The sequence below is a fragment of the Bordetella saccharivorans genome (assembly GCF_045862855.1).
GTDB lineage: Bacteria > Pseudomonadota > Gammaproteobacteria > Burkholderiales > Burkholderiaceae_B > Bordetella_A > Bordetella_A petrii_F.
In genome coordinates, this window is the sequence record NZ_BAAFZO010000001.1 from 511,829 (window position 1) to 525,527 (window position 13,699).

At 70.0% G+C, this 13,699-nt stretch carries 12 protein-coding genes; 8 read left to right on the plus strand and 4 right to left on the minus strand.

The window, feature by feature from the left end; translation table 11 throughout:
* Positions 1-2 precede the first annotated feature (2 nt).
* Positions 3-3,761 carry a nitrate reductase subunit alpha gene (locus ACKTT0_RS02450; protein ID WP_407847808.1) on the minus strand — a complete coding sequence of 1,253 codons (3,759 nt, stop codon included), beginning with the start codon at positions 3,759-3,761 and terminating at the stop codon, positions 3-5.
* A 244-nt stretch (positions 3,762-4,005) separates the two neighbouring features.
* Between ACKTT0_RS02450 and ACKTT0_RS02455 the strand changes: the two genes are divergently transcribed.
* The 3 genes from ACKTT0_RS02455 to ACKTT0_RS02465 all read left to right on the plus strand — a co-directional run bounded on the left by ACKTT0_RS02455 (position 4,006) and on the right by ACKTT0_RS02465 (position 6,322).
* Complete coding sequence (locus ACKTT0_RS02455) at positions 4,006-4,356, plus strand: VOC family protein (protein ID WP_407847809.1); 351 nt, start codon at positions 4,006-4,008, stop codon at positions 4,354-4,356.
* A gap of 7 nt (positions 4,357-4,363) precedes the next feature.
* The gene (locus ACKTT0_RS02460) at positions 4,364-4,930 is read left to right on the plus strand and encodes a GNAT family N-acetyltransferase (protein WP_407847811.1); all 567 of its coding nucleotides are present in this window, start codon (positions 4,364-4,366) and stop codon (positions 4,928-4,930) included.
* Between the two features lie 78 nt (positions 4,931-5,008).
* The gene (locus ACKTT0_RS02465; protein WP_407847813.1) at positions 5,009-6,322 is read left to right on the plus strand and encodes a hypothetical protein; all 1,314 of its coding nucleotides are present in this window, start codon (positions 5,009-5,011) and stop codon (positions 6,320-6,322) included.
* A gap of 40 nt (positions 6,323-6,362) precedes the next feature.
* Here the strand turns inward: ACKTT0_RS02465 and ACKTT0_RS02470 are convergent, their stop codons facing one another.
* From ACKTT0_RS02470 to ACKTT0_RS02480, 3 genes are read right to left on the minus strand one after another with little or no spacing between them, the layout of a single operon-like run.
* The gene (locus ACKTT0_RS02470) at positions 6,363-6,977 is read right to left on the minus strand and encodes a hypothetical protein (protein WP_407847815.1); all 615 of its coding nucleotides are present in this window, start codon (positions 6,975-6,977) and stop codon (positions 6,363-6,365) included.
* The gene (locus tag ACKTT0_RS02475; protein WP_407847817.1) at positions 6,974-7,564 is read right to left on the minus strand and encodes a hypothetical protein; all 591 of its coding nucleotides are present in this window, start codon (positions 7,562-7,564) and stop codon (positions 6,974-6,976) included. The genes ACKTT0_RS02470 and ACKTT0_RS02475 overlap by 4 nt, the downstream gene beginning before the upstream one ends.
* Positions 7,561-8,160 carry a hypothetical protein gene (locus tag ACKTT0_RS02480; RefSeq protein WP_407847818.1) on the minus strand — a complete coding sequence of 200 codons (600 nt, stop codon included), beginning with the start codon at positions 8,158-8,160 and terminating at the stop codon, positions 7,561-7,563. The genes ACKTT0_RS02475 and ACKTT0_RS02480 overlap by 4 nt, the downstream gene beginning before the upstream one ends.
* Before the next feature lie 185 nt (positions 8,161-8,345).
* Here ACKTT0_RS02480 and ACKTT0_RS02485 point away from each other — a divergent pair, with 185 nt between their 5' ends.
* The 5 genes from ACKTT0_RS02485 (at position 8,346) to cydB (ending at position 13,699) form a co-directional block, all read left to right on the plus strand.
* Entirely contained in the window at positions 8,346-9,461 is a 1,116-nt protein-coding gene (locus ACKTT0_RS02485) for an NAD(P)H-dependent flavin oxidoreductase (RefSeq protein WP_407847820.1), read from the plus strand.
* A gap of 4 nt (positions 9,462-9,465) precedes the next feature.
* Positions 9,466-10,272 (plus strand): AraC family transcriptional regulator, encoded by an 807-nt coding sequence (locus ACKTT0_RS02490; RefSeq protein ID WP_407847822.1) that lies wholly within the window; start codon positions 9,466-9,468, stop codon positions 10,270-10,272.
* 77 nt (positions 10,273-10,349) lie between these two features.
* Positions 10,350-11,246, plus strand: coding sequence for a DMT family transporter (locus tag ACKTT0_RS02495; RefSeq protein ID WP_407847824.1), 897 nt, complete (start codon positions 10,350-10,352; stop codon positions 11,244-11,246).
* A 49-nt stretch (positions 11,247-11,295) separates the two neighbouring features.
* Positions 11,296-12,702, plus strand: a complete 1,407-nt coding sequence (locus tag ACKTT0_RS02500; RefSeq protein ID WP_407847825.1) for a cytochrome ubiquinol oxidase subunit I — start codon at positions 11,296-11,298, stop codon at positions 12,700-12,702.
* Positions 12,692-13,699 (plus strand): cytochrome d ubiquinol oxidase subunit II, encoded by a 1,008-nt coding sequence (gene cydB, locus ACKTT0_RS02505; protein ID WP_407847827.1) that lies wholly within the window; start codon positions 12,692-12,694, stop codon positions 13,697-13,699. Before ACKTT0_RS02500 ends, cydB begins: the two co-directional genes overlap by 11 nt.

Here is a 13,699-nt window from a genome sequence, read left to right on the forward strand (position 1 = left end):
GCTCAGGCATGGGCCTGGTTGGACTGCGCGCTGCGCGGCTGTTCCAGCCAGTCGATCCGGTTCATCTTGCGCACGATCACGAACTCGTCGCGATTCGAGCCCACCGTGCCGTAGTAATTCAACCCGTACGACAGCTGGGCATAGCCGCCGATCATGTGGGTGGGCTTGAGCACGGCGCGCGTCACGGAATTGTGGATGCCGCCGCGCGCGCCTGTGATCTCGGAGCCCGGCACGTTCACGATCTTTTCCTGCGCGTGGTACATCAGCGTCATGCCTTCCGGCACGCGCTGGCTCACCACCACGCGCGCCACCAGCGCGCCGTTGACGTTGTAGGCCTCGATCCAGTCGTTGTCGACGATGCCCGCCTTGGCCGCGTCCTTCTCAGAGATCCACAAGATCGGCCCGCCGCGCGACAGGGTCAGCATGATCAGGTTGTCGGTGTAGGTGGAGTGGATGCCCCACTTCTGGTGCGGCGTGATGAAGTTCAGCACCACATGCGGGTTGCCGTTGCCGAAACGCTCCTCCAGCATGGGACCGATCGACTTGGTGTCGACCGGCGGCCGGTACACGCACAGCGCCTCGCCGAACGCGCGCATCCAGGCGTGGTCCTGGTAGAGCTGCTGGCGGCCGGTCAGCGTGCGCCACGGGATCAGCTCGTGCACATTGGTATAGCCGGCGTTGTAGCTGACATGGTCGGACTCCAGCCCCGACCAGGTCGGCGACGAGATGATCTTGCGCGGCTGGGCCTGCAGGTCGCGGTAGCGGATCTTCTCGTGCTCGCGCGGGATGGCCAGGTGCGTGTGGTCGCGCCCCGTGAAGGCCGACAACGCCTGCCAGGCCTTGACCGCCACCTCGCCGTTGGTCTCGGGCGCCAGGGCCAGGATGGTCTCGGCGGCGTCGATATCGGTGTCCAGGCGCGGCAGCCCCTGGCTGACGCCCTCCTCGGCCACCTGGTAATTGAGCTGGCCCAGCAGGTCGCACTCCTCGCCCGCGGGCCAATTGATGCCCTTGCCGCCCACGCCCAGCTTGCGGGTCAGCGGGCCCAGCGAGGTGAACTGCTTGTAGAGGCCGGGATAATTGCGTTCGACCACCGCCAGCGACGGCATGGTCTTGCCGGGGATCATCTCCGCCTCGCCGCGCTTCCAGTCGCGCACCCCGAACGGATCGCCCAGTTCGGCCGGGCTGTCGTGCTGCAGGGGCGTCAGCACCAGGTCCTGCGCGGCGGGCAGTTCGGTCTCGGCGATGGCCGAGAAGGCCCGGGCGATGCCCTTGTAGATTTCCCAGTCGCTGCGCGATTCCCATACCGGGTCCACCGCCGCCGACAGCGGGTGGATGAACGGGTGCATGTCCGAGGTGTTCAGGTCGTTCTTCTCGTACCAGGTGGCGGTGGGCAGCACCACGTCGGAATAAATGCCAGTGGTGGACATGCGGAAATCCAGCGTCACCAGCAGGTCGAGCTTGCCGCGCGGCGCCTCGTCGCGCCAGGCGACCTCGTGGGGCTTTTCCTGGCCGTCCTGGCCCAGGTCCTTGCCCTGCACGCCGTGTTCGGTGCCCAGCAGGTGCTTCAGGAAATATTCATGGCCCTTGCCCGACGAGCCCAGCAGGTTGGAGCGCCACACGAACATGTTGCGCGGGTAGTTGTCGGGATGATCCGGGTCTTCGCAGGCCAGCTTCAGCCGGCCGTCGCGCAAGGCCTGCACGGCGTAGGCGGCCGGCTCCTGTCCGGCCTGGCGGGCGTCGCGCACCACCTGCAACGGGTTGGTCTGCAATTGCGGCGCCGACGGCAGCCAGCCCATGCGCTCGGCGCGCACATTGAAATCGATCAGCGAGCCCTGGAACGCCGCGGGGTCGGCCAGCGGCGAAAGGATCTCGGACACCTTCAGTTTCTCGTAGCGCCATTGGTCGGTGTGCGCATAGAAGAACGACGTGCCGTTCATGTGGCGTGGCGGACGGCACCAGTCCAGCCCGAACGCCAGCGTGGTCCAGCCCGTCTGGGGCCGCAGCTTTTCCTGGCCCACGTAGTGGCACCAGCCGCCGCCCGACTGCCCCACACAGCCGCACATGACCACCAGGTTGATGATGCCCCGGTAGGCCATGTCCATGTGATACCAGTGGTTCAACCCGGCGCCCAGGATCACCATCGACTTGCCGCGCGTCTTGTCGGCATTCTGCGCGAACTGCCGCGCCACGGTGATGACGTCGTCGCGCTTGACCCCGGTAATGCGCTCCTGCCAGGCCGGGGTGTAGGGCACGTCGTCGTCGTACGAGGCCGCCACGTTGGCGCCGCCGAGCCCGCGGTCCAGCCCGTAGTTGGCCATCAGCAGGTCGTACACGGTGACCGCCAGCACCTCGCCCTCGGTCGTCTGCAGGCGGCGCGCCGCCATGTTGCGCTCGAGCACCTCGGGGTGGTCGGTGCCCTGGAAATAATCATGCTGGCGTTCGCCGAAATACGGGAACGCCACGGGCACGACGGCATCGTGCGCCCCCACCAGCGACAGGCGCAGGGTCAGCGGGTTGCCGTCGGCGTCCCTGGCGTCGAGATTCCACTTGCCCAGGTCGCCGCCTTCCTGCTGGCCCCAGCGGAACCCGATCGAGCCGGCCGGCACCGTCACCTCGCCGGTGGCGTCATGACAGGCGACGGGCTTCCATTCCGGGTTGTTGCTTTGCCCCAGGGCCCCGGGGAAATCGGCGGCGCGCAGCATGCGCTCCGGCACATAGCGGTCGCCCTGGCGCACCAGGCGCACCAGGAACGGCATGTCGGAATACTGCCGGCAGTACTCGCGGAAATACTCGCTGCGGCCTTCGAGATGGAATTCCTTGAGGATCACATGGCCCATCGCCAGCGCCAGCGCGGCGTCGGTGCCCTGCTTGGGATGCAGCCACACATCGCCGAATTTCGCGCCCTCGGCGTAGTCCGGGAAGATCGACACGATCTTGGCGCCGCGGTAGCGCGCCTCCACCATGAAGTGCGCATCGGGCGTGCGCGTCTGCGGCACGTTCGAGCCCCACATGATGATGAAGCTGGAGTTGTACCAGTCGGCCGACTCCGCCACGTCGGTCTGCTCGCCCCAGGTCTGCGGGCTGGAAGGCGGCAGGTCGCAGTACCAGTCATAGAAGCTCAGGATGGTGCCGCCCAGCAGCGACAAGTAGCGGCTGCCGGCCGAGAACGACACCATCGACATGGCCGGGATCGGCGAGAACCCGACCACGCGGTCCGGGCCGTAGCGCTTGATGGTGTACACGTTGGCGGCGGCCACCAGCTCATTGACTTCGTCCCAGGTGGCGCGCACGAAGCCGCCCATGCCGCGCACGCGCTTGTAGCTGTCGGCCAGCTCCGGCGTGGCGCAGATGTGTTCCCAGGCCGCCAATGGCGCCATGGTCTTGCGCGCCTCGCGCCACAGGCGCGCCAGCCGGCCGCGCAGCATCGGATACTTGATCCGGTTGGCGCTGTACAAGTACCAGGAATACGACGCGCCGCGCGAACAGCCGCGCGGCTCGTGGTTGGGCATGCCGGCGCGCGTGCGCGGGTAGTCGGTCTGCTGGGTTTCCCAGGTGACGATGCCGCCCTTGACGTAGATCTTCCACGAACAGGAGCCCGTGCAGTTGACGCCGTGGGTCGAGCGCACGATCTTGTCGTGCTGCCAGCGGTCGCGATAGGCCTGCTCCCACTGGCGGTCTTCCTTGACCGTGCTGCCGTGGCCATCGGCGAAAGGTTCGCGGACGCGGCTGAAATATTTGAGGCGATCGACGAAATAGCTCACGAGCAGCTCCTGGAGGCGTTAAGCGGTGCTACGGCACGCTCGTGCGCCCTGGAGGAGGCCTGGGAGGCTTGCGCGGGATGAATGCCATAAAAGGGATTCCTTCATGACGATCGCCGGACTGCAAAGTGCACTTAACGTACAACCTGCGTCAAAAGTCGTCAATATTGGCAATAATCCAGGTAGATTCATTCACCGCCATGACAGCGCGCCGGCCCAGTCCGGGCGGGCGCCATCCGGAGCCGCCATGCAAGTCAAGCGCATCGTCGCCAATATCCCGGCCCTCGACATCGCCGCGGCCCGGCGCTTCTACCAGGAGGCCCTGGGCTTGGAAGTCCTGATGGACCACGGCTGGCTCGCCACCTACGGCACGGACCGCCAGGCGACCGTGCAGCTCAGCGTCGCCACGCAGGGCGGCTCGGACACGCCGGTGCCCGACCTGTCGATCGAGGTGGACGACCTGGACGAGGCGCTGCGGCGCCTGCGCGCCGGCGGCTTTCCCATCGAATACGGCCCGGTCGACGAGCCCTGGGGCGTGCGGCGCTTCTATGTGCGGGACCCGTTCGGCAAGCTGGTGAACATCCTGGTGCATCGCTGAGCCCGCCATGCAACTGCGACCCTTCCTGGGCGCCGGCGCCCTGCCCCCCATCGGCACCGACGGCCTGGCATTGCGCGCCCTGCGCCCACAGGATGCGTCCGACTGGTACGCCTACCTGCGCGACGCCGCGGTTACGCGCCATACCAGTTGGCGCCTGGACGGCCTGGCCGACCTGGAACAGCTGATCGCCGCCTGCCTGGCGGGCCGGGAAACCGGGCCGGTGCGGCTGGCGATCGCCGACACGGCGTCCGACCGATTGCGCGGCACGATCGGCTTCAATGAAATATCGGTCCCGCACCGGCGCGCCGAGATAGCCTACGACCTGGCGCCCGAACTGTGGAACCGCGGCATCGCTTCGCGCGCCTGCGCCGCCGTGACAGCGTGGGCCCTGGATTCGCTGGGCCTGCAGCGCGTGCAGGCCACGGTGCTGGACACCAATCTCGCGTCGCGGCGCGTCCTCGAGCGCGCGGGCTTCCGCGCCGAAGGCCTGCTGGCCGGCTATCGCCTGGTGCGCGGCGAACCGCGCGACTTCTGGATGTACGCCCGCGCGGGCCGACCGCGCCCCGCGCGCTGACATCCCGAAGGAAAAAGATACAACGCCGCACGCGCCGCGCTTGCTAAGATCGCCCGGTTCCAACGGAGGGGAACCGGGATGCCAGCAGGGTCGATCGCCGCGCCGTTCGCATTGACGTTTCGCCTGTGGCTGCGCTTCTGGCCGCAGTTGATGTGCCTGGTGCTGGCCGGCGTCCTGGCCAATGACATCCTGCTGTGGGCGGCGGTGCATGCCGGCTTCGCCAACCACCTGGCCGGGCTGGCGGTGCTGACCCTGGTGGCGCTGGCCCACCTGATCGTCACGGTGCTGATGTTCCAGGTCCTGTTGCCCGGCATGCCGGCCCTCGCCGCCGCCCAGGCGGCGGCGAGGGGCAAAACGGATGCCGAGCAGCCCTCCAACCGCCTGGTCTCGGCGGTCACGATCGCGCTGCTGCCCTTCTTCGCCTATTACGCCGCCTGGGGCTTCCTGGGCGATACCGTGCGGCAGTACTCGCGCCTGGCGTACAGCCTGGACCCGCTGGGCACGCACGGCATGATTCTCGACGTGCTGGATTCGCGCTGGCTGCTGGTTTCCGTGGGCATCTCCTGGCTGGTGCGCAAGGTGGCCAAGCGGATGCGCGAGGCCACCGGCCGCCCGGCCTGGCAGGTGGTGGTGGTCATCTGCGAGACGAACTGGATCCTGATCGGCCTGTATGTCATCAGCCGCTGGAAGGGCGACCTGTGGACCTGGTTCTCTAACCTGCAAATCTGGCACGTGCTGCGCTCGATGCTGAATGCGCTGGCCACGCCGCTGGCCGACGCCCATGCCGCGGCCGCGGCCATGGTGCCGGTCGATGCGCTGCCGGACGCGCCCGGCACGCTGCTGGTCAAGCTGTTCTTCTACGCGCTGCTGCCGGTGGTGTGGCTGGTCATGGCCGCGCTGGTGTACGGCTACGATGTGCGCGACGACAGCGAGCTGCTGCGCATCCACCACCGCATCGAGCGCTTCGGCCAGCGCTACCAGGCGATTCCGAAATTCCTGCGCGACTTCGTGATGCATTTCGTCGGCGGCTACCGTTCGCGCTACCTGCCTGTGGCCAACGGCATCCGGCTGACCCTGAACTCCGGCGTGCTGCTGCTGGTGACGCTCATCATCGGCTACCGGCTGATCGACTGGGGCAGCGCCTGGCTATGGATCGGCGCCACCCGCCTGATCGGCGCGCACGACCTGGACAGCTGGCAGGTCCTGGCGCAAGGACTGACCCTGCTGCTGGGCAGCCCGTTCCGCGATTCGTCCACCGGCCTGCTGATCGAGCCGCTGCGCATCTGTTTCCTGGCCGCGATCCTGGAGACCGCATTCTCGATGCCCACGCGGCGCACGGCGTCCGCTGCCCCGCCGCCCGGGCCGGCGCCATCCCCGCGGCAGCCGGCCTGAGGCGAGTGCGCGGGGCTGGTCCTTTTGGCGTGAACCGGCCTTAGGGCGCCACCTGCTGGGGCGGCCGGGCAAAGCGCAGGTAATACGGCCGCTGCGGGTCCAGCGTCACGACCACGCGCACCCCGGCGGCGGCCTCGCGCGGCACCAGGAACGCCTCGCGCACCCGCACCGTGTCGCCGACCTTGGCCCCCGCGTACATGGTGCCGACACAGTTGCGCGCCTCCGAGCGTGGCAGGCGCAGGCGCAGCACGTCGGAGCCATCCCATCGGCGCCCCGCGCCGTCCTGCAGCAAGATGCCGCAACCACGCCACTTGTGCGGCAGGTCGGCGTCCAGGACCTCCACTTTGAAGTCCGCGACCACGCCCATGGCGTTGTCCGGGATGCGGCCGTCGCCGGGCAGCGGCGCCATGCGCAGGGCATGCAATTGCCAACGGGCGCCGCCGTACTCGACCGCCTCGCCATCGGCGACCTCGCGGGCAAACAGGTCGCGCCCCTTCCACCACTGCTGGATCGAGCCATACGCCACCACGCCGGCCGTCAGCGGCAACAGGACCACCAACAGCACCATGCAACGCCGCCGCCAGCGCCGTTCGGTAGCCAGCCCGGCCGCCGGGCCGGCTACCGGGACGTCGGGTCCGGCCGGGATATCGCTCATGGCTTGGCTCCGCGGGGCGGGTTCATGTCGAGCAGATCCTGGATCGCCAGCGCGCCATCGGCGCCCAGCGGCAGGCTGTCCAGCGCGATCCGCGCCTGGGAGTCCAGCAGCGGGAACGGGCCCTGCGACACCAGCAGCGTGGCGTCGCCGACCTGGTCGGGGCGGATCTCGAAGACGAAGCGGCCGCGCCGCGGCAGGCCGGGATCGACATCGACGGGGGGCAGGTCCGGCACCAGGCTGACGCGGTCGGACAGTTCATAGCGGATCCCCGTCGGGCCCTGCCAGAAGGCGCGCGTGACGCTGACCGACTCCGCGCGGGCGGCCAGCCGGGCTGTCACGACTGCCCAGAGGCCGGAGGTCTCGCGCAGCGTCGCGCCCCCCAGGCTGTTGTGGTACTGCAGTCTGCGCGCGAATTCGACGCGCTCGACCTCGATGTCGAAAGTGCGCGCACGCACGGTCTCGCGCATGCCGCCGGCGACGGGGATGGGCCCGGTCAGGTCCTCGTAGCGCGGCGTGCTGTGCTGCATGGCGAACAGCACCGCGGCGGCGGCAAGGACCAGGGCCAGCGTGGCCAGGCGGCGCGTCACGAGGCCTGCCCCGCGCCGCCGGCGTCGGCCGGCGCTTGCAGCGGCAGCGACACCTGGCCGACCACCTTCGGATTGAACCAGCCCGGCGTGCCGTACAGGTTGTCGACCGGCTTGAAAGTCTTGGCGATCACGTCCAGTTCCAGCCTGGCCGGCGGCGCGGCCGAGCCCGGCAGCTTCCAGACGTAGACGACCCGCTCGCCCAGGCCCGGATGCAGCAGCGGCAGCACCCTCGCGTCGCGCACCAGCGCCACCTCGGGTTTTTCCAGCGTTACGCCGGGCAGCGGATGCAGGCGCAGCAGCTCGCCATAGTCGCGGGTCGAGGCACTGGTGCGGTTGTTGAGATCGGCTTCGAGCACCAGCGCCTGCTCGCCGTCGCGCAGCCGCACGCCATGGATTTTCTGCTCCCGGCTGATCCAGGCGCGCTGCGGCACCACCTGCCACTGCCCCGCCTCGATCGGGCTGCCAGCCTGGTATTGCGCGACAGCCGGCGGCGGGCCGCCGCTCAGCAAGGTATAGAGCGCCGCCGTACAAACCGCCACCGTCGATCCAATGCCGGTCGCAAGCCGGGTCCTGAGTTTGCCGAATGCGTTGCGCATCTGCGCTCCCGTATCCACACGCCTGGGTTGGGGGATGCTGGACAGCCCGGCATGGTAGCCGGGCCGGCCGACGGCGTAAATTGCAGGATTGTTTCGATACGTACGTCCTCCCCGGGGCGCACTTTGCATCCGGTACACATTCAAGTACCGTTGCTTGCAAATCCCTTGCCCGAACAGGAATCCTCATGCCGTCCGTTTCTTCCGCCGCCGTGCCCGGTTTTGTCCAGCGCCTGGGCCTGTCCACTCCCATCGTCCAGGCGCCCATGGCGGGCGTCAGCACACCCGCGCTGGCCGCGGCCGTCTCGAATGCCGGCGGGCTGGGCTCGCTCGGGCTGGGCGCCACCGACGCGGCCGGCGCGCGGCAGGCCATCGCCCAGACGCGCGCGCTTACCGACCGTCCATTCGGCGTGAACCTGTTCTGCCATGCGCCCGATCCCGCCGATCCGGCCTTGCAGGCGCGCTGGCTGGAATACCTGGCGCCCAGTTTTGCCGAATTCGGTGCGCAGCCGCCGGCCAGCCTGCGCGAGATCTACACCAGTTTCGTGGCCGACGACGCCATGCTGGAGGTGCTGCTGGCCGAACGGCCCGCGGTGGTCAGCTTCCATTTCGGCCTGCCCGGCGCCGACCGCATCGCGGCGCTGCGCGAGGCGGGCATCTACCTGATGGCCAGCGCCACCAGCCTGGACGAGGCGGCCCGGATCGCCGCCGCCGGGCTGGATGCCGTCATCGCCCAGGGCGACGAGGCCGGCGGCCACCGCGGCATTTTCCAGCCGGACGGCCACGACGAGCACCTGGGCACGCTGGCCCTGACGCGCCTGCTGGCGGCGCGCCAGGAGCTGCCGGTGATCGCCGCCGGCGGCATCATGGACGGCGCCGGCATCGCCGCCGTGCTGGCACTGGGCGCGCAGGCCGCGCAACTGGGCACCGCCTTCGTGGCCTGCCCGGAATCGTCGGCCGATGCGCGCTACCGGGAGGCCCTGCTCGCCCCGGGCGCCATCTCGACAGTACAGACCCGCGCCATTTCAGGCCGGCTGGCGCGCGGCATCGCCAACCGGCTGACGGCCCTGGGCGAAGCGCCGGACTGCCCCGCCACGCCGGGCTACCCCTATACCTACGACGCCGGCAAGGCCCTGCATGCGGCCGCCAAGGCGCGCGGCAGCGCCGATTTCGCCGCGCAGTGGGCCGGCCAGGCCGCGGCGCTGTCGCGCGGGCTGCCGGCGGCCGAGCTGATGCGCGAGCTGCAGGCCGAGCTGGCCGCCACCGTGGATCGCCTGGGCGCGTACGGCGGCGCGCGCGGGTAGGCGCATGGCACGCGGCGAGTTCGCGCGGCGGCCCTGCGCCCTCGCGGGCGTCGAGGCCATCGAGGCCGACACGCGGCACGCCTTCGCGCGCCACGCCCACGAACATTTCGGCATCGGCCTGATCGCGCGCGGCGCGCAGAAATCGCACAGCGGACGCGGGCCGGTAGAGGCCGGCCCGGGCGATATCATCACGGTCAATCCCGGCGAAGTGCACGACGGCGCGCCGATCGGCGATGCGGGCCGGCGCTGGGCGATCCTGTACCTCGACCCCGGCGTGGTGGCCGGGGCGGTCGCGGACATCGACGCCGGCCCGGCCGGCTGGCGTGAATTCGGCCAACCCGTGATACGCAGCCGGGCCGTGGCCGACGACTTCCGGCGCCTGTATGCCGCCGCCACCGCGCCCTGCCAGGGCGCGCGCACCCCGGCGGCCGAATCGCTGTTGCTGGCGCTGCTGGCGCGCACGCTGGAACTGCGCCCGGCAAGCCAGCGCGGCACGCCGTCCGCCGCCATAGCGCAGGCCCGCGCGCTGATCGACGACGACCCCGCCGCCGCGCTGTCGCTGGCCGACCTGGCCCACGCCAGCGGCCTGAGCCGCTTCCAGGTGCTGCGCGCCTTCGCGCGCAGCACCGGCCTGACGCCGCACGCCTACCAGCTGCAGCGCCGCATCGGCCTGGCGCGGCGCCTGATCGCCGGCGGCGCGGCCCTGTCCGAGGCCGCGGCGGCCAGCGGTTTCGCCGACCAGAGCCACATGACCCGCGTCTTCGTGCGCCAGTACGGCATCACGCCGGGCAGCTACGCGCGCGACCGCTGACGCCCTGCAATCGCGTTCAAGACGCACGGGCCGCGCGCGCCCTAAGCTGCGCCTTCCATCATTGAAGGGATGCGGGCATGACCAGGCGCACGCGGGGCTATCTTTATCTGACGCTGGCCATGATCACGGTGGGCAGCACGGTGGTGGCCAGCAAGCTCATCGCCGCCGGCCTGCCGCCGTTCACCGCGACAGCGCTGCGGTTCGCCCTGGCGCTGCCGCTGTTCCTGGTCCTGATGCGCGCCACCGGCACCGCCTGGCCGCGGCCAGGCGCGCGCGACTGGACGATCCTGGCCATCCAGGCCGGCGCCGGCAGCGTCGGCTACACGGCGCTGCTCATACTGGGCTTGCGCCACACTTCGGCGGCCGATGCCGGCGTCATCATCGGCACCCTGCCGGTCGTGTCGACCGCCATCGCCATCCTGGTGCTGGGCGAACGGCCGCGGCCGGCCATGCTGGCCGCCATCGCCCTGGCCGCGGCCGGCGTGTTCTTCATCGCCGCGCACGGCGGCGCCGGAACCGGCCGGCAGTCGCTGCTGGGCAATGCGCTGATCTTCGGCGCCATCGTCTGCGAAAGCCTGTTCATCCTGCTGAACAAGCGCTTGCGCCAGCCGGTGCGGCCGCTGGCGCAATCGACCTTGATGACAGCCCTCGGGCTGGCGGTGGCCGCGGCGGCGGCCCTGTTCGAGACGCCGGCCGCGCCGGCGCCCGGCGCGCTGGCGGCGGTGGCCTATTACGCCGTGGTGCCGACCGTGGCGGGCTTCCTGCTGTGGTACGCCGGCGCCGAGCGCGTCAGCGGAGCCGAGGCTTCGCTGTTCACCGCGGTGGCGCCCGTCGCGGCGCTGCTGCTGGCCGCGGCCGTGCTGGGCGAGACGATCGCGCCCGGCCAGTTGGCCGGTACGGCATGCGTGCTGGCGGCGGTCGGCATCATGAGCCGCGCGGCCCGGCCCGACCGAAGCCGGCACAAGAATTGCTGACCGACGCGCCATCGACAACGTCCGCACGGCCGCCCGGCCCCGGAGGGACATGGACGCGCTGCTGCTTGCCCGGATCCAGTTCGGGTTCACGATTTCCTTCCACATCATCTTTCCGGCGCTGACGATCGGCCTGGCGAGCTATCTCGTCGTGCTGGAAGCGCTGTGGCTGCGCAGCGGGCGCCCGGTCTACCTGACGCTCTACCAATTCTGGCTCAAGCCGTTCGCGGTGGCCTTCGCCATGGGCGTGGTCTCCGGCATCGTCATGGCCTACCAGTTCGGCACCAACTGGAGCGGCTTCTCGCGCTTTGCCGGCAGCATCACCGGCCCCCTGCTGGCCTACGAAGTGCTGACCGCCTTCTTCCTGGAGGCCGGCTTCCTGGGCGTGATGCTGTTCGGGTTGAAGCGGGTCGGGCCCGGCCTGCATTTCCTGTCGACCTGCGTGGTGGCGCTGGGCACCCTGATCTCGGCCACCTGGATCCTCGCCTCGAACAGCTGGATGCAGACGCCGCAGGGCCACGAGATCATCGACGGCCGCGTCGTGCCGGTGGACTGGCTGGCGGTCATCTTCAATCCTTCGTTCCCCTATCGCCTCAGCCACATGGTCGTGGCGGCCTACCTGGCCACCGCCCTGATGGTGGGCGGCACCGCCGCCTGGCACCTGCTCAAGGGCCGCGATGCGCCGGCGGTGCGCACCATGCTGTCGATGGCCATGTGGATGCTGCTGGCCAGCGCGCCGCTGCAGGCGCTGCTGGGCGACCTGCACGGTCTCAATACCCTGCGGCACCAGCCGGCCAAGCTGGCGGCCATGGAAGGCCATTGGGAACCGACGCCGCCCGGCTCCGGCGTGCCGCTGATCCTGTTCGGCTGGCCCGATATGCAGGCCGAGACGACCCGCTACAAAGTCGAGGTCCCGCGCCTGGGCAGCCTGATCCTGACGCACAGTTGGGACGGCCAGATCCCGGCGCTGAAATCGTTCCCGCCCGAGGACCGCCCCAATTCGACCATCGTGTTCTGGACCTTCCGCATCATGGTGGGCCTGGGCCTGCTGATGATCGCCCTGGCGCTGTGGGGCGCCTGGCTGCGGCGCGGCTCGCGGCTGTACCGCGCGCGGGCCTTCCTGCGCTGCGCGGCAGCCATGGCGCCGGCCGGGCTGGCCGCCATCCTGGCGGGCTGGTACACCACCGAGATCGGCCGCCAGCCCTGGGTTGTCTATGGACTGCAGCGCACCGCCGATGCGGTCTCGCCGCACGACGCGGGCGAGGTCGGCTTCACGCTGGCGCTGTTCGTGCTGGTCTACCTGGCCGTATTCGGCGCGGGCACCGCCTACGGACTGCGGCTGCTGGCCGCGGGCCCGCAACAGGCCGGCGGCGATCCCGGGCCGGGCGGCGCCGGCGAGCCGCGCCAGCCGATGCGGCCGCTCTCGGCCGCCGACGGGGAGGCGCCCCATGGGCATTGACCTGCCGCTCCTGTGGGCCATCATCATCCTGTTCGGCGTGATGATGTACGTGGTCATGGACGGCTTCGACCTCGGCATCGGCCTGCTCTTTCCGCTCTTTCCGGACAAGGCCGACCGCGATGTCATGATGAACACCGTCGCGCCGGTGTGGGACGGCAACGAGACCTGGCTGGTGCTGGGCGGCGCGGGCCTGCTCGCGGCCTTCCCGCTGGCGTATTCCGTGGTGCTCAGCGCGTTGTACCTGCCGCTGACGCTGATGCTGGTGGGCCTGATCTTTCGCGGCGTGGCCTTCGAATTCCGCTTCAAGGCGCGGCCTGGCCGCTTGCGTCTGTGGGACCACGCCTTCGCCGGGGGCTCGCTGGTGGCCACCCTGTTCCAGGGCATCACCCTGGGCGCTTTCCTGAACGGACTGCCGGTCATCAATGAACGCTATGTCGGCGCGCCGTTCGCCTGGCTGGCGCCCTTCCCGGTATTCACCGGCCTGGGGCTGGCGGTCGCCTACGCGCTGCTGGGCGCCACCTGGCTGGTGATGAAGACCGAGGGCGCCTTGCAGCAGCAACTGCGCAGCATGGCCGGCCGCCTGGTCTGGGCGCTGCTCGCGGTCATCACGCTCATCAGCATCTGGACGCCGCTGGCGCATCCGGCCATCGCCGCACGCTGGTTCAGCCTGCCCAACCTGTTCTGGTTCGCCCCGGTGCCGCTGCTGGTGGCCGCCGTTGCCTGGCGGCTGCTGGCCGCGCTGCGCGCCCACGCCCAGACCGCGCCGTTCCTGCTGACCCTGGCGCTCGTTTTCCTGGGCTACAGCGGGCTGGGCATCAGCTTGTGGCCGTACGTCATACCGCCTTCGATCACCATCTGGCAGGCGGCCGGCCCGCCGCAAAGCCTGGGCTTCGCCCTGGTCGGCGCGCTGCTCATCATCCCGCTGGTGCTGACCTACACCGGCTGGGCCTACTGGGTATTCCGCGGCAAGGTGCGGCGCGGCGAGGGATATCACTGA